Here is a 19,256-nt window from a genome sequence, read left to right on the forward strand (position 1 = left end):
ACATGCCCAGACGACAGGTGGTCATCACCGCTCACAACGGGGTGCACGCGCGCCCCGTCGCGGAGATCGTGCGGGTGGTGCAGGCGCACCCGCACGCGGTGACCCTGCGGACGTCGACGGGGGCGGTCGTGGACCTGAGCAGCGTTCTCGCTCTCATGGACCTCGGCCTCACCTCCGGCGACGTCGTCGTGCTCGAGACCGCGGACTCCGCGGGTGCCGACAGGATGCTCGACACGCTCTCGGGCGTGCTGGACCCGCGGCGCTGAGGCTCGCCCCGCGACAGGCTCCCGCCGCGACGACGTCAGCCGTCGATGACCGCCACGAGCTCATCGAGGAAGGCCTCGAACGTGGTGCCGCGACGCACGATGCGCTGCACGCTCTCACGTTCGCTGAACACCTCGACGAGCTGCTCGAACACCGTCTGGAAGGCGGCCCGGTCACTCTCGCTGAAGGCGGCGAGCGCGACGACCTGCACACGGCCCTCACCCCAGGCCGCCGAGCCGTCGGCCACGCCGATCGCGATCGCCGTTCTGGTCGCCGTCATCTGCAGGGCGTGCGGCACCGCGAGGGCGTCCGTGAACGCGGTCGACGACATCCGCTCGCGGAGGATCGTGTTCTCGACGTAGTCGTCGCCGATCAGGCCGGCGTCGACGAGGAGTCCCCCCAGACGGCGGATGATCGCCTCCTCGCCCTCGTCGGGCAGGGGGTGCACGAACGCGTCGGCATCGAAGTAGCGGGCGAGCTCGGCGCGCAGTCGGGTGAGCCGTCGCCCGCGACGCACACGCGCTGCGGCCTGCTGGATGCGGTCGACATCGGCATCCGTGAGGAACGGCTGGATGCGCACGAAGCGGTCACCCGCAGCCCCCGGCTCGATCGTGCTGAGCACGAGGTCGGTGTCGAATGACTCCCAGTCCGGATCGACCTCCGTGACCACGCTCGTGACCTCGATCGCCGTGCCGAGTGAGCGGTCGACGCTCGATCGCAGCAGCTCGTGCAGCTCGTAGTACCCGGGGCAGACGATCGTCGCGGTCAGGATCGACTCGGCCTTGCGACTGCGCTCGAGTCGCCCGCCGACGTGCATGGCGATGTACGCGATCTCGTCGTCGTGGATCGGCGTGCCGAGCCGATCGTGCAGACCGCTCGCGACCGAGACCGCCACCTCGAAGATCATCGGATACGACGTCTTGAGCGACCGGGTCAGCGGATTGCGGGTGAGCGCGCTCTCCTCGGCGCGGCGCAGCAGGTTCTGCACGTGCAGCGCGAGACGCAGCACGAAGGTCTCGTCGACGAGGTCGACCTCGAAGTCGTGCGCCGCACGGGCGAGTTCGGCGCGCACCGCCTCCTCGACACCCGGCGCCACCCCGCTGCGCGCGACTTCGCGCGTCGCGTCCTGCCCCGGGGCGACGATGCGGGTCAGGACGAGCGAGGCGAGGTGCCCGCTGTCGCCTTCGCCGAGCGTGACCGAGAAGTGCTCGCTCGCGAGCCGCGCGATCACCGCCCCCACCTGCGGGATCTCCTCCCGGGCGCTGGGCGGAGCGGAGTCGAGGGCATGACCTGCAGCCACCCGCTCTGCGGCGATCGCGATGTGGAGCAGCACGTCGGAGATCGCGAGCTCGTTGACGTAGTAGCCCAGGACCCCGAGCTCGCGGACCAGCTCCGACTTGAAGGGCGCGACGGCGTCGGCGCCGACCGCGGTGGCCGCGAGCGCACGGCGGAAGGTCTCGGGGTGGAACGACGCGGCATCCATCTCATCGTGCGCGAGCCGCGAGAGCAGTCTCCGCTGCGCCGCCTCGGTGCCGCGCAGCCGCACGACCTCGCGGTCTCGCTCGAGGGTCAGCTCGGTTCCGTCGAGCAGGCCCCGCACACGCGAGAGGTCCGCCTCGACGGTGGCCTCGCTGACATGCAGCCGATCGGCCATCTCGAAGACGTCGATGCCCGTCGGCACGTCGAGGAGCGTGCGCACGAGAGCGTGCAGCCGGTCCCGCGGCGCCGAGTCCCCGCTCTGCCGTGTCCGCAGCGCATCCCGTGCTCCGGCGGCGGCCCGATAGCCCGCAGGGCCCGACTCCACGGCATCCGCATCACCCGTGCGCGCATTCAGCGCGGCGACGTAGGAGCGGATGCTGCGCGGGGTGACCCCCAGCTGATCGGCGAGACTCGCGGCCGTGGCCCAGGAGCCCTGGCGCAGCAGGGTGGCGAGGAGCTGGTCTTGGCGCTGACGCGACATGATCCTCCCCTGCTTCGTGCCGACGGCACTGTCCCGGCGTGACTTCCATGATGTCAGCTACCGAGGCGGCGCGTCTCGAAACCGACATTCCGCAGGGGCGGAAAGGAACGTGTTGGCACGCTCTCGCCGGATTTCCCAGACTGTTCTCAGGAAAGGTGGCATCAATGAGGATCCTCGTGGTGTGCGGCGCGGGCGCGTCGAGCACATTCGTCGCGCAGCGACTCCGCCGGGCGGCGACAGACGCCGGTCTCGACTGGGACGCCTCCGCCGGCATGGAGCACTCCGTCTCCCCGGGCGCTCACGACCTCGTCCTCCTCGGCCCCCATCTCGCCGACCGCCTCGACGCCGTCCGCGACGCTGCGCGGGTACCGGTGGCCGTCCTCCCCGAGGACGTCTTCACGGACCGCGACGGCTCGCGCACCCTCGCACTCGCGCGCTCGATCCTCGTCGACGTCGCGACCACCCCGGAAGGAACATCATGACCGTCTCCCGCACCGTCCGCATCGGCTCCTCGCATGGCCTGCATGCTCGCCCCGCGAAGCTGTTCGCGCAGGCCGCGAAGGACTCCGGAATCCCCGTCACGATCGCCAAGGACTCCGGCAAGGCGGTCAACGCGGCCAGCATCCTCGGCGTGATCGCCCTCGCCATCGAGTACGGCGACTACGTGACGCTGACCGCCGACGGCGACAGCGCCGAGAGCGTGCTCGACACGCTCACCGAACTGCTCACGACGGATCACGACCAGGAGAGCGCATGAGCGACGTGCGGGGTGTCGGCATCGGTCTGGGCGTCGCGCAGGGGGTCGTCGTCCGGATGGCCGAGGCTCTGCCCGCTCCCGAGAACACGCCCAGCACTCAGGGCGTCGACGCCGAGCGAGCCCGGGTGCGCGAGGCCGTCGCCGCCGTCGCGCAGGAGCTGACCGCCCGCGGCGAGACCGCCGGCGGATCGGCACAGGAGGTGCTCGAGGCTCAGGCGATGATCGCCGAGGACCCGACCCTCCAGGACGAGGTCGACGCGCGCATCGACGACGGAGCCACCGCCGAGTGGGCCGTGCACGACGCGTTCGCGGGCTTCCGTGCCACGCTCGAGGCCGTCGGCGGCTACCTCGGCGAGCGCGCCGCAGACCTCGACGACATCGCCCAGCGCGTGCTCGCTCGTCTGCGCGGCGTGGAGGCTCCCGGCGTGCCCGACCCGGGGCATCCCTTCGTGCTGGTCGCTCGCGACCTCGCCCCCGCCGACACGGCGCTGCTGAACCTCGACCAGGTGCTCGCGCTCGTCACGTTCGACGGCGGCCCCACCTCGCACACGGCGATCCTCGCCCGTGAGAAGGGCATCGTCGCCATCGTGGGCGCGGCCTCGGCATCCGAACTGGCCACCGGCCGGTCCGTGATCGTCGACGCCGCGGCGGGCATCGTGACCGTGGATCCGTCGGACGACGAGAAGCAGCGCGCCGAGCAGCGCGCCGCCGCTCGACGCTCGGCGGATTCCGCTCCGTTGACTCCCGGCGCCCTCGCCGACGGCACGCTGATCCCGCTGCTGGCGAATCTGGGGAAGCCCGCAGACGCGTCCGATGCCGTCGAGCGCGGGGCCGAGGGCGTCGGGCTGTTCCGCACCGAGTTCCTGTTCCTCTCGTCGGCCCAGGCGCCGACGGTCGAGCAGCAGCGCGAGTCGTACCGGGAGCTGCTGGCGGCCTTCCCCGGTAAGAAGGTCGTCGTGCGGATGCTCGACGCCGGCGCCGACAAGCCGCTCGCGTTCCTCAACGACGCGCACGAGGAGAACCCGGCACTGGGGCTCCGCGGCCTCCGCGCCCTCCGCGCCAGCGAGGACATCCTGCGCGAGCAGCTGACCGCCCTCGCCGAGGCGGATGCCGCCACCGAGGCCGACCTGTGGGTCATGGCGCCGATGGTCGCGACCGTCGAGGAGACCCAGTACTTCACCGCGCTCGCTCGGGAGTACGGTCTGAAGACGGCGGGTGTGATGGTGGAGATTCCGGCGAGCGCCCTGCTCGCCGACCGGGTGCTCGCGCACGCGGACTTCGCCTCGATCGGCACCAACGACCTCACGCAGTACACGATGGCCGCAGACCGCATGCTCGGTTCGGTCGCCGGGTTCCAGGACCCGTGGCACCCTGCCGTCCTGCGCCTCGTGCGCGAGGTCGGTGCGGCCGGCGCTCGGCTCGGCAAACCGGTCGGCATCTGCGGCGAGGCCGCCGCCGACCCGATGCTCGCCGTCGTGCTCGTCGGTCTCGGCGCGACGAGCCTGTCGATGGCGCCGTCGGCCCTCGCCGACGTGCGGCACATGCTCTCCACCAGAACCCTCGACGAGGCCCGACACCTCGCCGAACTCGCGCTCGCGGCAGACGACGCCGCCGGCGCCCGCCTCGCCGTGGCCGATGCCACAGCAACCCTCCCCCCTCACCAGAAAGAGACGACATCATGACGACGACGTCACCCGCCGCCACGAAGGCAGGCGGCCTCCGAACAGGAGTGCAGCGCTTCGGCACCTTCCTGTCGGGCATGATCATGCCCAACATCGCCGCGTTCATCGCGTGGGGATTCATCACCATGCTGTTCATCCCGGCCGGCTTCTTCGGCGAGGACACGCCGTTCAAGGGATGGCACTGGTACCCGGTCGCTGAGCTGATCGGCGGCGGCGGCGACTCCGCCGTCGTCGGGTGGCAGGGCGCCATGACGGCTGTCGCCGAGGGTGACGGCGGCAACATCTTCGCCTACGTGGGACTCGTCGGTCCGATGGTCACCTACCTGCTCCCACTTCTCATCGCCAACACCGCCGGCCGCATGGTCTACGGCGAGCGCGGCGGCGTCGTCGCTACCATCGCGACGATGGGTGTCATCGTCGGCACGAACATCCCGATGTTCCTCGGTGCGATGATCATGGGCCCACTTGCGGCCTGGATCACCAAGCAGATGGACAAGCTGTGGGACGGCAAGATCCGCCCCGGCTTCGAGATGCTCGTGAACAACTTCTCCGCCGGCATCCTCGGCATGCTCCTCGCCATCTTCGGCTTCTTCGCCTTCGGTCCGGTCATGCTGGGCATCAGCGCGGTCCTCGGCGGTGCCGTCGACTGGCTGGTTGCGCTGAACCTGCTGCCGATCGTGTCGATCATCGTGGAGCCGGCGAAGGTGCTCTTCCTCAACAACGCCATCAACCACGGCGTGTTCACCCCGCTCGGCATCGAGCAGGCCACGGAGACCGGCAAGTCGATCCTGTTCCTCATCGAGGCCAACCCCGGCCCGGGTCTCGGTCTCCTCCTCGCATTCACATTCTTCGGTGTCGGAGCGGCGAAGGCTTCCGCCCCGGGCGCGGCCATCATCCAGTTCTTCGGCGGCATCCACGAGATCTACTTCCCGTACGCCCTGAGCAAGCCGACCACCATCCTCGCGCTGATCGCGGGTGGCGCGGCCGGCGTCACGACGAACATGGTCCTCGGGGGCGGGCTCGCCTTCCCGGCAGCACCCGGCAGCATCATCGCCGTCACGGCCGCAGCCATCGGCCCGGGCGTCGGCAACCTCCTGGTCGTGTACCTCTCGGTGGTCATCGCCGCCGTCGTGACCTTCCTCATCACCGGCGTCATCCTGCGCGCATCGCGCAAGCGCGACCTCGAGGCCGAGGGCGACAGCTTCGGCGACGCGATCGCGCAGACCGAGGCCAACAAGGGCAAGTCGTCCGCGGCGATGGATGCGCTCCGCGCCTCCTCGGGTGCGGGTGCTGCCGGTGCGGCCGCCGGTGCCGGCGCTGGCGTGGCCACCGATCGTCGCATCGCGAACATCGTGTTCGCCTGTGACGCCGGCATGGGCTCGTCGGCGATGGGCGCGAGCGTGCTGCGCAACAAGTTCAAGAAGGCCGAGATCGACGGGGTCACGGTCACCAACCAGGCGATCGCGAACCTCGACGGCAGCGCCGACCTCGTGATCACGCAGCAGCAGCTCACCGATCGCGCGAAGGCGCAGTCGCCGAACTCGATCCACGTGTCGGTCGACAACTTCATGAACTCTCCGAGGTATGAAGAGGTCGTCGAGATGGTGCGCGAGCAGCGCGACTCCGACGCGTGACGGCGTGACCGCCGCGTGACAGACCGGAGGGGCGGGTGCCTCGGCATCCGCCCCTCCCTCCACAGACTCAGACAGAAGGAATCACCATGAGCGTTCTCACCCTCGACCAGGTCCGCATCCACGCAGGCTCCAGCACGCAGGAGGCGGCGCTGCAGGAGGCGACAGACATCCTCGTGGCGGCAGGGGCTGTCACGCCCGCCTACGTCGACGCGATGCGTCAGCGCGAGGCCACCGTCTCGACCTACATGGGCAACGGTCTGGCGATTCCGCACGGCACCAACGACACGAAGGATGCGATCCTCGGATCCGCCCTCTCGGTCGTCCGCTACGACGGCGGCGTGGACTGGGCAGGTGAGCCCGCGACGTTCGTGGTGGGCATCGCCGGCCGCGGCGACGAGCACCTCGAGATCCTCTCCCAGATCGCGATCCTCTTCTCCGATGAGGACGACGTCGCGAAGCTCAACGCCGCGCAGACCCCCGACGAGCTGTACGCGCTGCTCTCGGCGGTGAACGACTGATGAAGGCCGTCCATTTCGGCGCGGGCAACATCGGCCGCGGCTTCGTCGGACTGCTGCTGCACGAGGGCGGATACGAGGTCGTCTTCTCCGACGTGGCCACCGCGCTGGTCGATGCGATCAACGCGGTCGACTCGTACACGGTGCACGAGGCCGGCCCCGGCGGCAGCGACCATGTCGTGACCGGGTTCCGTGCCGTGAACAGCGGGACGGATCCGGATGCCGTGGCCGACGAGGTCGCGACAGCCGATGTCGCGACGACGGCCGTCGGCCCGACGGTGCTGCGTTTCGTGGCGCCGACGATCGTCGAGGGTCTCCGGCGCCGCTCTCCCGATGCCGCGCCGCTGCAGGTCATGGCCTGCGAGAACGCGATCGGGGCGACCGACACCCTCCGCGCCGAGATCGAGAAGGCAGCCGGCGTCGATGCTCCGGCGCTGCTCTCGCGTGCGGTGTTCGCCAACACGGCGGTGGACCGCATCGTCCCCGGCCAGCCCGCGGACGGTGGCGTCGACGTCACGGTGGAGCCGTACTTCGAGTGGGCCATCGAATCCGGCGCGTTCGGAGGGGCTCTGCCGAGCATCCCGGGCGCGCACTTCGTCGAGAACCTCGCTCCCTACATCGAGCGCAAGCTCTTCACCGTGAACACCGGTCACGCGGCCACCGCGTACTTCGGCGCGCGCGCGGGCATCGAGCGCATCTCCGACGCGCTGGCCGATCCCGACATCGCCGCACGCGTGTCGGCGGCGCTGGAGGAGACCTCGGCGGTGCTCGCCGCCGAGCACGGTCTCGACCCCGTCGAGCTCGCCGACTACCGGGCGACGATCCTCGAGCGGTTCCGCAACCCCGCGCTCGTCGACACCGTGCAGCGCGTCGGACGCCAGCCCCTGCGCAAGATCTCCCGGCACGAGAGGTTCATCGGCCCGGCGGCGATGGCCGCCGAGCGAGGCCTGCCGACGACGGCCCTCGTGGGCGCCGTCGCCGCGGCGCTCGAGTTCGACGAGCCCGATGACGAGCAGTCCGTCGAGCTGCAGCAGCGGCTGCGCACGGAGGACGCGCTGACGTTCGCGACGCTCGCGACGGGGCTCGATCCCGAGCATCCGCTGTTCCCGGCCATCCGCGACGCGGTCAGGTCCCGGCAGACCGCCCTCGCGGCGTTCTGACCCGGGCCCGGGGGCCGGAACCCTCCGACGCAACGCCCCCTGCCGATACGATCGGCAGGGGGCGTCCTCGTGGGTCCGACGATGTGCAGGAGCGGCATGGACAGGTATGCGGTCATCGGTGCCGGGCCCTCGGGCCTCGCTGCGGCACGCGCGCTCACGAGGCGCGGCATCGCGGTCGACGGCTACGAGGCGTCGCACGGAGTGGGCGGGCTGTGGGACATCACGAACCCGCGCAGCACCATGTACGAGTCGGCGCACCTGATCTCGTCGCGCACCACGACCGAGTTCGCCGAGTTCCCGATGCGCTCGTCGGTCGACTACCCGGGCCACCGGGTGCTGCTCGACTACTTCCGCGACTACGCCGACACGTTCGGGCTGACCGACCTCTTCCGCTTCGACACGCGGGTGACACGCCTCGAGCCCTGCGACGGCGGCTGGGACCTCGCCAGCACCGGCCCGGAGGGTCGGCAGACCCGCCGATACGCGGGCGTCGTGCTCGCCAACGGCACCCTGGCCGAGCCTCGGATGCCGTCATTCGTCGGCAAGTTCTCGGGCGAGCTTCTCCACACGAGCGCGTACACCTCCCCCGCCCAGCTCGACGGGCGCCGGGTGCTGATCATCGGTGCGGGCAACTCCGGATGCGACATCGCGGTCGATGCGGTGCATCGTGCCGCCTCCGTCGACATGAGCGTGCGCCGCGGCTATCACTTCGTGCCGAGGTATCTGTTCGGCCGACCGAGCGACACTCTCAATCAGGGACGCCCGCTGCCTGCGCGCATCAAGCAGGCGGTCGACAGCCGGGTGCTCCGCGCCTTCACCGGGGATCCTGTGCGTTTCGGGTTCCCCCCGCCCGACCACCGCCTCTACGAGTCGCACCCGATCGTGAACACGCTGATCCTGCATCACCTCGGTCAGGGCGACCTGCGCATCCGCCCCGATGTCGATCGGTTCGACGGGCAGACCGTGCGATTCCGCGACGGCACGGCCGACGACTACGACACGGTGCTGCTCGCCACCGGATACACACTCGACTACCCGTTCGTCGACCGCGAGCATCTGCACTGGCAGGGTGCGGCTCCCCGGCTGTTCCTCCACATCTTCCCCGCGTCGTTCAACGGCCTGTTCGTGATGGGCATGATCGAGGCATCCGGGATCGGATGGCAGGGACGCTACGAGCAGGCGGAGTTGCTCGCGGCCTATCTCGAGGCCGTGGCGATCGATCCCGCGCGGGCAGAGAGGTTCCGCTCCCGCGTGACGGGAGCGCCGTGGCCGGACCTGACCGGCGGCTACCGCTACCTGGCGCTCGACCGCATGGCTCACTACGTCAACAAGGACGCCTACCGCCGTGCCCTCCGGGACGAGCAGCGCGACCTCGCCGCGCCCGCGCATGCGGACGCGCCCAGACACACGATCGGCTGAGAGCCGCTCACACCCTCGCGTCGTACCCTGGACCCGTGCAGAAGAAGCGTGGCCGCAGAGTCCTCAAGTTCATCGTCTGGGGCCTCGTGGCCGTCCTGGTGCTCGGAATCGGCGGCATCGTCGCCTGGAGCCAGATCGGCGTCATGCAGGCCGAGCCGGGGCCCCTGGCCGACGTGAAGTCGAACAGCGCGATCCAGGTCGAGGACGCCGATCAGGGCATCGTCCTGTCCCCCGCCGACGGCGAATCCGACCAGGGTCTCGTCTTCGTGCCCGGAGCCAAGGTCGACCCCTGGGCCTACGCCCCCATCCTCCAGAGTCTCGCCGAGGAGGGCGTGACCGTGGTGATCACACGCCCCTGGCTCAATCTCGCGTTCTTCGATCTGCGCGGTCTCGACGCGTTCACGTCCGCCGCCCCGGAGATCGACGACTGGGGCGTCGGCGGGCATTCGCTCGGCGGGGTGCGCGCCTGCCAGCTCGCCGCAGACGCCGACGCCCTCGTGCTGTTCGGTTCCTACTGCTCGAACGACGTGTCGGACTCCGGTCTCTCGGTGCTGAGCATCTCGGGCAGCGAGGACGGACTCTCGACGCCCGCCAAGATCGAGGCCGCGCGCGACATGCTGCCGGCCGACGCCGAGATGGTCGAGATCGACGGCGCCTCGCACGCGTCCTTCGGCGATTACGGTCCGCAGGCGGGCGACGGCAGCCCGACGATCTCCGACGAGCAGATGCACGCCGAGGTTGCTGAGCTGCTCGCCTCGTTCTTCGCGGAGCTGCCGAGCAGCTGATCCGACCGTCAGCCCGCCGCGGGGTCGAGCACCGGGTCGAGCACCGGATGCAGGTGCCGGGTGCCGAGGACGGATGAGGCCGCGCGGGCACCCGCCCGGAGCGCGGTGTCGAGGTCGGCCCCGGTGAGCCGGGCGTCCAGCACGCCCGCGAAGAACGCGTCCCCCGCCCCGTTCGTGTCCACGACCTCCACGGGCGCTGCCGCCACCCGATGCTCGACATGGTCACTGTCCACGGCCACGGCCCCGTCGGCACCCAGGGTGCACACCGCGAGCGCTGCCCCCGACGCGATGCGCGAGTGCAGGAAGTCGACGGGATCCGGCAGCCGATCGGCATTGCAGAACACCGCATCCGCCGCGTCGAGGAACGGGCGATGGAAGTCGGCCGTGCCGTCGTAGTCGTGCACGTCGACCCAGATCGGCCGGCCCGTGGCCTGCGCGTGAGGGAGCAGCCGCAGCGGTTCGGGGGCGAGATCGAGCACGAGGGCGTCGGCGCGGGTCATCGCCGCGATCAGCGCGGCATCGTCCTGGCCTTCGGTGGCCTCCGGCGAGGACAGGTAGAGCGAGACCCGAGCGCCTGCGCGCGTCATCAGGTTGAGGTGGCGCTCGGTGACGGCGCTCTCTCCCCAGAGCACGTCGACGCCCGCCAGGGCGAGTGCATCCCGAATCTTCATCCCCGGCTCATCGCTCGCGCTCAGCGCATGCAGCAGTGTCGAGCGCCCGAGTGCGGTGAGGGTCAGGGCCTTGCCCGCGCTCGTTCCGCCGACCGTCTCCCAGCTGCCCTCGGCGAACTGCATGTGCGGCACGGGCTCGGGCAGTCGGTCGAGCACGACGATCGTGTTCCACGACGCGGGACCTGCGAGAAAGACGGATGCGGTCATGGGCACCATCTTTCCCCCTGTCCGCGCTGCGGGGGCATTCAGCCGATGCGCTTGACCAGCGCGTCCAGCCCCATGCCGTAGTCGATGCGGACGACCGGCAGCGCGAGCTTGTCGGCGCCGATCGAGACCGTGCCCGGCTCGATCGTGCGCGCCATCTCGAATCCGGCCTGCGCGACGCCCTGCTTCGCGGTCTCGTTGTAGTCACCGTACGGGTAGGCGATGACCTCGCGCACTCCGAGGATGTCTGCCGACGTGTTCAGATCGGCGGCGATCTCGTCGGCGGTCCAGTTCACCATCCGCCCCTTGCCGTTCTCCCCCGCCTGATGCATGTCGTGCGTGTGCGAACGGCGCAGCACGTACTCCGACGGGGCGGGATCCTGACGAGCCGAGGTGATCATGAACGATGTCGACAGCAGCCCCAGGCGATCGATGACGGGCACGGCGAGGTCGAACCACGTCTGATCGGCATCGTCGTCGGTGATGATCACGGAGTGCGCGGGCAGGAACAGGCGGCCGTCGATGAACGCGCTCAGCTCGTCCCACGTGGGCAGGTAGAAGCCGGTGGTCGCGATGTGCTCCATCTGCGCCTCGAAGTCGCCGATGTACGCGTAGTTGCCCCGCAGCCAGCCCGACTCCCCCTCGGGGTTCGACGTGAACTGGTGGTACATGAGGATCGGGATCTCGGCGTTCTCCGCGACGTTCTCCTCGGGCGTCTTCCACGCCGCGAACAGCTCGATCTGCTGATCGACGCAGACCACCGGATCGGCGCCGTTGACACGATTCTCGACCGTGAACGCGGCGGCGTCGGCCTCCGATGAGTACCAGCCCGCGAACACCCGCCCGTCCTGCGCCGGGATGGGAAGCCCCGCGTACAGGGCGTCCTGGCGCTGCAGCATCGGCTCCTCGGGTGCGCCCTCGCCGACGAACGTCACCGCACACGCGAGCGGATCGTCGGCATCCGCGATCAGCTGCTGCACCGGCGTCAGCGGCCGCTCGACGACGCCCGATTGCGCCTTCGGCGTCGGAGCCGGCGTCGGACGGTTCAGCCACACCACGGCGGCTGCCGCTCCCCCGGCGACCACGACGGCCGTGATGATCGCGATCGCGAGGCCGGTACGACGTCGCTTCCCCCCGGATGCCATCGTCAGATGTCGAAGCCCTCGGCGATCATCTCGACGAGTTCTTCCCGCTCCTCGACGGGGAGGAAGGCGGCGGCAGCGGCGTTGAATTGGAAGGTCTCGAGGTCGTCGAGGTCGTACTCGAAGGTCTCGACGAGCAGCGACAGCTCGCGCGTGAGCGAGGTCGCGCTCATGGTGCGGTTGTCGACGTTGACGGTCACCGCGAAGCCCAGCTGGTACAGCAGGTCGAACGGGTGGTCCGCGAGGGTGTTCCCCCAGGCGGCGATGGCTCCCGTCTGCAGATTCGACGACGGCGACAGCTCGAGCGGGATCTCCCGGTCGCGCACCCAGCGCGCCAGGTCGCCGAACTGCACCTGCACCTCGTCGCCCTCCTGGGTGATGACCTGCAGGTCCTCGGCGATGCGCACGCCGTGCCCGAGGCGCAGCGCGCGCCCGTCGAGCAGCGCCGAGCGGATCGATGCGACGCCTGCCGCCTCGCCCGCGTGCACGGTCACGGGGAAGAAGTTCTCCGCGAGGTGGTCGAACGCCGCGCGGTGGTCCGACGCAGGGAATCCGTCCTCCGGGCCCGCGATGTCGAAGCCGACGACGCCACGGCCGCGGAAGTCGACCGCGAGCTCCGCGATGTCGCGCGAGCGGTCGGTGTGGCGCAGAGCCGAGAGCAGCTGGCCCACGCGGATGCTGTGGCCGGCGCGATCCGCGGCGTCCTCGCCCTCCTCGATGCCCTGCTGCACGGCCTCGACCGTCTGCTCGAGCGTGAGTCCTCCGGTCAGGTGCTGCTCCGGAGCCCAGCGCACCTCGCCGTAGATCACGCCGTCCTTCGCCAGATCCTGCACGAACTCACGGGCGATGCGGGTGAGGCCCTCCTGCGTCTGCATGACGGCCGTGGTGAGGTCGAACGTCTTCAGGTACTCCACGAGAGAGCCCGAGTCGCTCTTGGTCGCGAACCACTTGCCGAGCGCACCCGGCTTCGACTCCGGCAGCTCGAGGCCGATCGCGTCCGCCAACTCGATGATCGTCGCCGGGCGCACCGCGCCGTCCAGGTGGTCGTGCAGCGACACCTTGGGCAGGCTGCGCAGGGACACGCCCTGGATGGTGACGTCGCCGTTCGCGTCGATCGACATGAAGGTTCCTCTCGGTCGCGGATTCGCTCAGTTCAGGCTAGCGGTCAGCACGTCAGGCCGTGATGCGCTCCCGCACGATCGGGCCGGCGGCCGGGGCGTCGTCCCCGATCGCCCACGACCCCTCGAGAGCATCCAGCGCCCGCGGGAATCGGGCCTCATCTGCGGCCGAGAGCGTGAACAGCGGCTGCCCCGCCACCACGCGGTCGCCCGGCTTGGCGTGCAGATCGATCCCCGCTTCGAAGACCACGGGATCCTCCGCCCGCGCGCGTCCCGCGCCGAGCCGCCAGGCGGCGATGCCGAACGGAAGAGCGTCCATCTGCGACACGACACCGTCGGTCGGCGCCGTGACCACGTGGGTCTCCCGCGCCGTCGGCAGAGGCGCATCCGGGTCGCCGTCCTGGGCGCGGATCATCGCCTTCCAGCTGTCCATGGCGCGGCCGTCGTCGAGCGCGGCCTCGACATCGGCATCCGGCTGCCCGGCCAGCGCGAGCATCTCGCGCGCCAAGGCGATCGTCAGCTCCCGCACATCCGCGGGTCCGCCACCCGCGAGGACCTCGACGGACTCGCGGACCTCGTTGGCGTTGCCGATGGCGAGGCCGAGCGGCACGTTCATGTCGGTGAGCAGTGCGGTCGTGGCGACGCCCGAGTCGGTGCCGAGCGCCACCATCGTGCGGGCGAGCTCACGCGCGCGGTCGATGTCCTGCATGAACGCTCCCGAGCCGAACTTCACGTCGAGGACCAGCGCGTCGGTGCCCTCGGCGATCTTCTTCGACATGATGCTCGACGCGATCAGCGGGATCGCCTCGACGGTTCCCGTGACGTCGCGCAGGGCGTAGAGCTTCTTGTCGGCGGGAGCCAGGCCCGATCCTGCGGCGCAGATCACCGCGCCGACATCGCTCTGCATCTGCGCGAACATCTCCTCGTTGCTGAGCGCCGCGCGCCAGCCGGGAATCGACTCGAGCTTGTCGAGCGTGCCGCCCGTGTGGCCGAGCCCGCGGCCGGAGAGCTGCGGAACGGCGACGCCGAACACCGCCACCAGCGGTGCCAACGGCAGCGTGATCTTGTCGCCCACGCCTCCCGTGGAGTGCTTGTCGACGGTCTTCTTGCCGAGCGTGGCGAAGCTCATCCGCTCGCCCGAGGCGATCATCGCGTCGGTGAGCACGCGGATCTCGTCGCGCTCCATGCCGCGCTGGAACACGGCCATGGCGAACGACGCCATCTGCGCATCCGAGACGTAGCCGCGGGTGTAGGCGTCGACCATCCAGCGCAGCGCCTTCTCGGGCACCGCCCCTCCGTCGCGCTTGGCGCGGATCACATCGATCGCGTCGTAGGGCTCGACAGAGCCGCTCTGCGGGGTGCTCATCGGGCGTCCTCCAGGTCTCGGGGGCCGAACGCATCCGGCAGTACTTCGTCGATCGTGCGGATGCCCGAGACGGTCTCCAGGAGCATCCCCGGCACCGCGTGCTCGAAGAGCAGCTGCCGACAGCGCCCGCACGGCATGATCGTCTGGCCGTCGTTGTTCACACACACGAAGGCGACGAGCTGGCCGCCGCCCGACATGTGCAGGTCTCCCACGAGGGCGCACTCGGCGCACAGGGTCACGCCGTACGAGGCGTTCTCCACGTTGCAGCCGGCCACGATGCGGCCGTCGGCGACGAGGGCCGCGGCCCCCACCCGATACCGCGAGTACGGGGCGTAGGCCTTGGTCATCGCGTCGGTCGCGACCTGACGCAGCTCGTCCCAGTCGATGTCTGTCATGTCTCTCCTAGGACTTGATGTACGGCTTGCCGCTCGCGGCCGGCCCGCGGATCTGCCCGGCGAACCCGGCGACGGCGATCAGGGTGACGACGTACGGGAGCATCAGCATGAACTCGCTGGGAACAGGCGTCTTGAGGATCGACAGCAGGTTCTGCAGGTTCGTCGCGAAGCCGAAGAGCAGCGCGGCGAGGGTCGCGCGGATCGGGTCCCAGCGGCCGAAGATCACCGCGGCGAGGGCGATGAAGCCGAGCCCCGCGGTCATGTCCTTGCCGAACTGCGGCACCGACACGAGCGTGAAGTAGGCGCCGCCGATGCCGGCGATCGCTCCCGCGAGCAGCACGTTCCAGAAGCGCGTCGCGTTCACCTTGATGCCCACGGTGTCGGCCGCCTGCGGGTGCTCGCCGACCGCGCGGAGACGAAGGCCCCAGCGGGTGCGGTAGAGGCCCCAGGCGACCACGGCGACCGTGATGAACATGAGGTAGACGATGAAGGTCTGGTTGAACAGCACCGGCCCGATGATCGGGATGTCGCTGAGCAGCGGGATCTCGATGCGGCCGAACCGCACCGGGGTGTTCAGCGCCTTCTCGTTCGGCGCGAGCAGTGCTCCGTAGAGGAAGCCCGTGAGGCCCGTGACGAGCACGTTGAGCACGACACCCACGATGACCTGCTCGACGAGGTACTTGATGGCGAAGGCGGCGAGCACGCTCGCGACGAGCACACCGCCGATCATCGCTCCGATGAGACCCACGAACGGGTTGCCGGTGATGCTCGAGAGCAGCGCGGCCGAGAACGCGCCGAGGAGCAGCTGGCCCTCGATCGCGACGTTCACGACACCCGCACGCTCGCCGATCACACCGCCGAGGGCTCCGAAGACGAGCGGCACCGAGAGCGACACCGCGCCGAAGAGGAGGCTCGTGACGGGCACGAGGCCGCCCGCTCCCGCCCAGACGAGGAAGGCGAAGATCGCGAGGATCCCGAAACCCAGGACGAGCCAGAGCGATGCGGTGCGGTAGGTCCACGCCCGCAGGAACGCGGCGACGACGAGCACCACGAGGATGCCGATGACCACCCAGATCGTCGAGGCGGTGGGCAGTGCGACGTCCGGGAGCTCGAACGACTGCGAGGAGTCGCCGAGGCGGAACGTGCTCGTGCCGGTGCGCGGCACCAGCAGCACGAGGAGCGACAGCAGCACCGTGACCGCCGCGAGGACGATCGGCGCCTTGAGGTGGCGCTCGCGCACCGTGGAGAGTTGCACGGTGCCGTCGGCGGCCTGCTTCTGCACGAGGGACATCATGCCGTCACCGCCTTCTTCGCGGCCTTGGCTCTCGCCTTGGCGGCCTTCTCCGCATCGGACTTGGGCAGGAAGAAGACAGCGCGCAGCAGCGGCGGCGCGGCGATGAACAGCACGACGAGCGACTGCACCACCAGCACGATGTCCACCGGGATGTCCTGCGCCTGCATCGAGAACGATCCGGCCTTCAGCGCACCGAACAGGATGCCGGCGGCGAACGTCCCCCAGGCGCGACTGCGCCCGAGCAGAGCCACGGTGATGGCGTCGAAGCCGATGCCGGCGTCGATCGTCTCGGTGATGCCGGTCGTGACGGCGCCCTGCACCTGGTTCATTCCCGCGAGCCCCGCGAGGCCACCCGCGAAGAGCATCGCGTACACATAGACGCGCTGCACGCTGATGCCCGCGGCCCGGGCCGCGTGGGGGTTCTCGCCGACGGCGCGCATGCGGAGTCCGAGCGACGACCGCTCGATCAGCCACCAGACGAACAGCGTCGCGACGATCACGATCACGAAGCCGAGGTCGAGCAGCGGGAACTTGGGCCCGAACAGCTCGGGGAACTGCGCGCTCTCGGGCGTCGCGTAGCCGAGCGCCTGGTTCGTGCCGGGCTTCTGCAGCAGGCCGGGGGTCCGGATCATCCAGAGCAGCAGGTAGTACGCGACGTAGTTGAGCATGATCGTGAGGATCACCTCGTGTGCGCCCGTGCGCGCCTTGAGCAGCCCGGCGATCGCGCCCCAGAGCGCACCACCGGCGATACCGGCGATGAGCGTGACGGGGATGTGCAGCCAGATCGGCAGGTCGAGATTGAAGGTCAGCAGACCGGCCACGCCGACAGCGATGAGCATCTGCCCGCGGGCGCCGATGTTGAACAGGCCGACACGGAACGCGAGGGCGACGCCGAGTCCCGCCGCGATCAGCGGAGCCGCGAAGCCGAGAGTGTTCGTCAGAGGACGGATCTGGGCGGCGAAGTCGGCCCCGCGCGCATTGAAGATCGCTCCCCGGAACAGCGCCTCGTAGCCGTTGTAGACGGCGTTCCAGATGGCGGCGAGGGTATCGCTCGGACGCTGGAAGAAGTAGCCGGATGCCGTCAGCACGTCTTCGTTGGTGAAGGCGATGAGGATGCCGCCGACGACGAGCGCGAGGAAGATCGCGAGGATCGTGGTGACGGCGCTTCCCCGCAGCATCTCCTTGAGGATCGTGTTGCCGCGGGGAGGCGGCGGCACGTCCACGGGATCGCGCAGAGTCGTCGTCGTGTTCACCGACAGCTGGTCGGAGGAGTTCTCGTTCGCCGGCCCGTCGGCCTGTGGCGTCGTCCCGCTCATGCCGCAACCTCTCCCTCGGCGGCGCCCGCCATCATCAGACCCAGCGTCTCGCGCGGGGTGTCGCCGGGAACGACCCCGACGATTGTTCCTCGATACATGACCGCGATGCGGTCGGCGAGAGCCGCGACCTCATCGAGCTCCGTGGACACCACGATCACCGGGATGCCCGAGTCGCGCGTCTCGATGATGCGCTTGTGGATGAACTCGATCGATCCGACGTCGACGCCGCGCGTCGGCTGGGCGGCGACGAGCAGCCGCAGTTCGCGGCTCATCTCGCGCGCGATCACGACCTTCTGCTGGTTGCCGCCCGAGAGCGTGCCGGCCGGCGTGTGCGGTCCCTGCGTACGGATGTCGTACTCGGTGATGCGCGCCCGCGCGAAGTCCTCGAGCTCGGAGCGACGGATCGTGCCGACGCGGCTGAAGGCGGGGTCGGTCGATCGGTCGAGGATCAGGTTCTCCGCCACGGAGAACGCGCCGACCAGGCCGTCCTCGTTGCGGTCCTCGGGAACGAACCCGACGCCGGCGTCAAGGATCGCGCGCACGCTCTTGCCGACGAGCTCTGCGCCGTCGAGGACGATCGAGCCCTCGACGCGGGAGGCGAGGCCGACGATCGCCTCGACGAGCTCCGTCTGGCCGTTGCCCTGCACACCGGCGATCGCGAGCACCTCGCCCGGACGCACCGTGAAGTCCACGCCGTCGACGACGATCGCGCCGCCGGCGGTCAGGACGCGGAGTCCCTCGACCTGCAGGCCGCCCTCTCCGAGGCGCGGGGCATCCTTGTGCACGGTGAGCTCGACCGCGCGTCCGACCATGAGCGAGGCGAGCTCGGCGTTGCTCGCGGTGGGCGATGCCTCGCCGACGATCTTGCCGAGGCGGACGATCGTGATCGTGTCTGCGACCTCGCGCACCTCACGCAGCTTGTGGGTGATGAAGACGATCGCGGTGCCCTCGTCACGGAGCTGCCGCATGATGCCCATGAGCTCATCCGTCTCCTGCGGCGTGAGCACGGCGGTCGGCTCGTCGAACACGAGCACCTGGGCATCGCGCGAGAGGGCCTTGATGATCTCGACGCGCTGCTGCACGCCGACCGGCAGATCGCCGACGATCGCGTCCGGGTCGATGTCGAACCCGAAGCGCGCGGCGACCGAGCGCACGTGCTCGCGCGCCTTGGTGATGTCGAGCGTGCCGAGTCCCTTGGTCTGCTCGTGTCCGAGCATGACGTTCTCGGCCACGGTGAACACGGGCACGAGCATGAAGTGCTGGTGCACCATCCCGATGCCCGCCGCCATCGCGTCGCCGGGACCGCGGAAGCGCTGGACGACGTCGTCCAGCAGGATCTCGCCCTCGTCCGCCTGATACAGGCCGTAGAGCACGTTCATGAGAGTGGACTTCCCTGCGCCGTTCTCACCGAGCAGCGCGTGGATCTGTCCCGGCTCGACGACCAGGTCGATGTGATCGTTGGCGACGAGGCTGCCGAAGCGCTTGGTGATGCCGCGGAGTTCGAGCTTCATATCTGCACCCTATCCAGAAGAGTCCGAGGGAGAGCGGGCGTCAGGCATCGCCGATGATGCCGC

At 69.8% G+C, this 19,256-nt stretch carries 18 protein-coding genes; 9 read left to right on the forward strand and 9 right to left on the reverse strand.

The window, feature by feature from the left end; all coding sequences use genetic code 11:
- The first annotated feature begins 2 nt into the window (after positions 1-2).
- On the forward strand, positions 3-266 hold the full coding sequence (locus tag HWD99_RS12340; RefSeq protein ID WP_241796530.1) for an HPr family phosphocarrier protein: 264 nt from the start codon (positions 3-5) through the stop codon (positions 264-266).
- 35 nt (positions 267-301) lie between these two features.
- Here HWD99_RS12340 and HWD99_RS12345 read toward each other — a convergent pair whose 3' ends face one another.
- The gene (locus HWD99_RS12345; protein ID WP_241796532.1) at positions 302-2,224 is read right to left on the reverse strand and encodes a PRD domain-containing protein; all 1,923 of its coding nucleotides are present in this window, start codon (positions 2,222-2,224) and stop codon (positions 302-304) included.
- Between the two features lie 164 nt (positions 2,225-2,388).
- Here HWD99_RS12345 and HWD99_RS12350 point away from each other — a divergent pair, with 164 nt between their 5' ends.
- From HWD99_RS12350 to HWD99_RS12385, 8 genes are all read left to right on the forward strand, one after another.
- Entirely contained in the window at positions 2,389-2,706 is a 318-nt protein-coding gene (locus tag HWD99_RS12350; RefSeq protein ID WP_241796538.1) for a PTS sugar transporter subunit IIB, read from the forward strand.
- Positions 2,703-2,981 carry an HPr family phosphocarrier protein gene (locus HWD99_RS12355; RefSeq protein ID WP_241796539.1) on the forward strand — a complete coding sequence of 93 codons (279 nt, stop codon included), beginning with the start codon at positions 2,703-2,705 and terminating at the stop codon, positions 2,979-2,981. The genes HWD99_RS12350 and HWD99_RS12355 overlap by 4 nt, the downstream gene beginning before the upstream one ends.
- On the forward strand, positions 2,978-4,663 hold the full coding sequence (gene ptsP / locus HWD99_RS12360) for a phosphoenolpyruvate--protein phosphotransferase (RefSeq protein ID WP_241796542.1): 1,686 nt from the start codon (positions 2,978-2,980) through the stop codon (positions 4,661-4,663). Before HWD99_RS12355 ends, ptsP begins: the two co-directional genes overlap by 4 nt.
- Positions 4,660-6,297: a PTS mannitol transporter subunit IICB gene (locus HWD99_RS12365; protein WP_241796543.1), complete on the forward strand. Its 1,638-nt coding sequence runs from the start codon at positions 4,660-4,662 to the stop codon at positions 6,295-6,297. Before ptsP ends, HWD99_RS12365 begins: the two co-directional genes overlap by 4 nt.
- Before the next feature lie 86 nt (positions 6,298-6,383).
- On the forward strand, positions 6,384-6,815 hold the full coding sequence (locus HWD99_RS12370; protein WP_241796544.1) for a PTS sugar transporter subunit IIA: 432 nt from the start codon (positions 6,384-6,386) through the stop codon (positions 6,813-6,815).
- Complete coding sequence (locus tag HWD99_RS12375) at positions 6,815-7,972, forward strand: mannitol-1-phosphate 5-dehydrogenase (RefSeq protein WP_241796545.1); 1,158 nt, start codon at positions 6,815-6,817, stop codon at positions 7,970-7,972. The genes HWD99_RS12370 and HWD99_RS12375 overlap by 1 nt, the downstream gene beginning before the upstream one ends.
- A gap of 96 nt (positions 7,973-8,068) precedes the next feature.
- Positions 8,069-9,391 carry an NAD(P)/FAD-dependent oxidoreductase gene (locus HWD99_RS12380; RefSeq protein WP_241796546.1) on the forward strand — a complete coding sequence of 441 codons (1,323 nt, stop codon included), beginning with the start codon at positions 8,069-8,071 and terminating at the stop codon, positions 9,389-9,391.
- Positions 9,392-9,426: 35 nt separating this feature from the next.
- Positions 9,427-10,176, forward strand: coding sequence for an alpha/beta hydrolase (locus tag HWD99_RS12385; protein ID WP_241796547.1), 750 nt, complete (start codon positions 9,427-9,429; stop codon positions 10,174-10,176).
- Positions 10,177-10,184: 8 nt separating this feature from the next.
- Here the strand turns inward: HWD99_RS12385 and HWD99_RS12390 are convergent, their stop codons facing one another.
- From HWD99_RS12390 to HWD99_RS12425, 8 genes are read right to left on the reverse strand one after another with little or no spacing between them, the layout of a single operon-like run.
- Complete coding sequence (locus HWD99_RS12390) at positions 10,185-11,054, reverse strand: carbohydrate kinase family protein (protein WP_241796548.1); 870 nt, start codon at positions 11,052-11,054, stop codon at positions 10,185-10,187.
- A 38-nt stretch (positions 11,055-11,092) separates the two neighbouring features.
- Complete coding sequence (locus HWD99_RS12395; protein WP_241796550.1) at positions 11,093-12,196, reverse strand: polysaccharide deacetylase family protein; 1,104 nt, start codon at positions 12,194-12,196, stop codon at positions 11,093-11,095.
- Between the two features lie 2 nt (positions 12,197-12,198).
- Complete coding sequence (locus HWD99_RS12400; protein ID WP_241796551.1) at positions 12,199-13,314, reverse strand: adenosine deaminase; 1,116 nt, start codon at positions 13,312-13,314, stop codon at positions 12,199-12,201.
- A gap of 52 nt (positions 13,315-13,366) precedes the next feature.
- Positions 13,367-14,677, reverse strand: coding sequence for a thymidine phosphorylase (locus HWD99_RS12405; RefSeq protein ID WP_241796552.1), 1,311 nt, complete (start codon positions 14,675-14,677; stop codon positions 13,367-13,369).
- Positions 14,674-15,072, reverse strand: a complete 399-nt coding sequence (locus tag HWD99_RS12410; protein ID WP_241796553.1) for a cytidine deaminase — start codon at positions 15,070-15,072, stop codon at positions 14,674-14,676. The genes HWD99_RS12405 and HWD99_RS12410 overlap by 4 nt, the downstream gene beginning before the upstream one ends.
- 7 nt (positions 15,073-15,079) lie before the next feature.
- Entirely contained in the window at positions 15,080-16,363 is a 1,284-nt protein-coding gene (locus HWD99_RS12415) for an ABC transporter permease (protein ID WP_374205472.1), read from the reverse strand.
- Positions 16,363-17,682, reverse strand: coding sequence for an ABC transporter permease (locus HWD99_RS12420; protein WP_241796556.1), 1,320 nt, complete (start codon positions 17,680-17,682; stop codon positions 16,363-16,365). Before HWD99_RS12420 ends, HWD99_RS12415 begins: the two co-directional genes overlap by 1 nt.
- Positions 17,679-19,193, reverse strand: coding sequence for an ABC transporter ATP-binding protein (locus tag HWD99_RS12425; RefSeq protein WP_241796557.1), 1,515 nt, complete (start codon positions 19,191-19,193; stop codon positions 17,679-17,681). Before HWD99_RS12425 ends, HWD99_RS12420 begins: the two co-directional genes overlap by 4 nt.
- Positions 19,194-19,256: the final 63 nt, after the last annotated feature.

The organism is Microbacterium sp. C5A9, from assembly GCF_022627955.1.
Classification (GTDB): domain Bacteria; phylum Actinomycetota; class Actinomycetes; order Actinomycetales; family Microbacteriaceae; genus Microbacterium.

Coding starts and splice junctions, on each gene's coding strand:
- HWD99_RS12340 (WP_241796530.1), top strand. CDS start 3: ATGCCCAGACGACAGGTGGTCATCACCGCTCACAACGGGGTGCACGCG.
- HWD99_RS12345 (WP_241796532.1), bottom strand. CDS start 2,224: ATGTCGCGTCAGCGCCAAGACCAGCTCCTCGCCACCCTGCTGCGCCAG.
- HWD99_RS12350 (WP_241796538.1), top strand. CDS start 2,389: ATGAGGATCCTCGTGGTGTGCGGCGCGGGCGCGTCGAGCACATTCGTC.
- HWD99_RS12355 (WP_241796539.1), top strand. CDS start 2,703: ATGACCGTCTCCCGCACCGTCCGCATCGGCTCCTCGCATGGCCTGCAT.
- ptsP (WP_241796542.1), top strand. CDS start 2,978: ATGAGCGACGTGCGGGGTGTCGGCATCGGTCTGGGCGTCGCGCAGGGG.
- HWD99_RS12365 (WP_241796543.1), top strand. CDS start 4,660: ATGACGACGACGTCACCCGCCGCCACGAAGGCAGGCGGCCTCCGAACA.
- HWD99_RS12370 (WP_241796544.1), top strand. CDS start 6,384: ATGAGCGTTCTCACCCTCGACCAGGTCCGCATCCACGCAGGCTCCAGC.
- HWD99_RS12375 (WP_241796545.1), top strand. CDS start 6,815: ATGAAGGCCGTCCATTTCGGCGCGGGCAACATCGGCCGCGGCTTCGTC.
- HWD99_RS12380 (WP_241796546.1), top strand. CDS start 8,069: ATGGACAGGTATGCGGTCATCGGTGCCGGGCCCTCGGGCCTCGCTGCG.
- HWD99_RS12390 (WP_241796548.1), bottom strand. CDS start 11,054: ATGACCGCATCCGTCTTTCTCGCAGGTCCCGCGTCGTGGAACACGATC.
- HWD99_RS12395 (WP_241796550.1), bottom strand. CDS start 12,196: ATGGCATCCGGGGGGAAGCGACGTCGTACCGGCCTCGCGATCGCGATC.
- HWD99_RS12400 (WP_241796551.1), bottom strand. CDS start 13,314: ATGTCGATCGACGCGAACGGCGACGTCACCATCCAGGGCGTGTCCCTG.
- HWD99_RS12405 (WP_241796552.1), bottom strand. CDS start 14,677: ATGAGCACCCCGCAGAGCGGCTCTGTCGAGCCCTACGACGCGATCGAT.
- HWD99_RS12410 (WP_241796553.1), bottom strand. CDS start 15,072: ATGACAGACATCGACTGGGACGAGCTGCGTCAGGTCGCGACCGACGCG.
- HWD99_RS12415 (WP_374205472.1), bottom strand. CDS start 16,363: ATGTCCCTCGTGCAGAAGCAGGCCGCCGACGGCACCGTGCAACTCTCC.
- HWD99_RS12420 (WP_241796556.1), bottom strand. CDS start 17,682: ATGAGCGGGACGACGCCACAGGCCGACGGGCCGGCGAACGAGAACTCC.
- HWD99_RS12425 (WP_241796557.1), bottom strand. CDS start 19,193: ATGAAGCTCGAACTCCGCGGCATCACCAAGCGCTTCGGCAGCCTCGTC.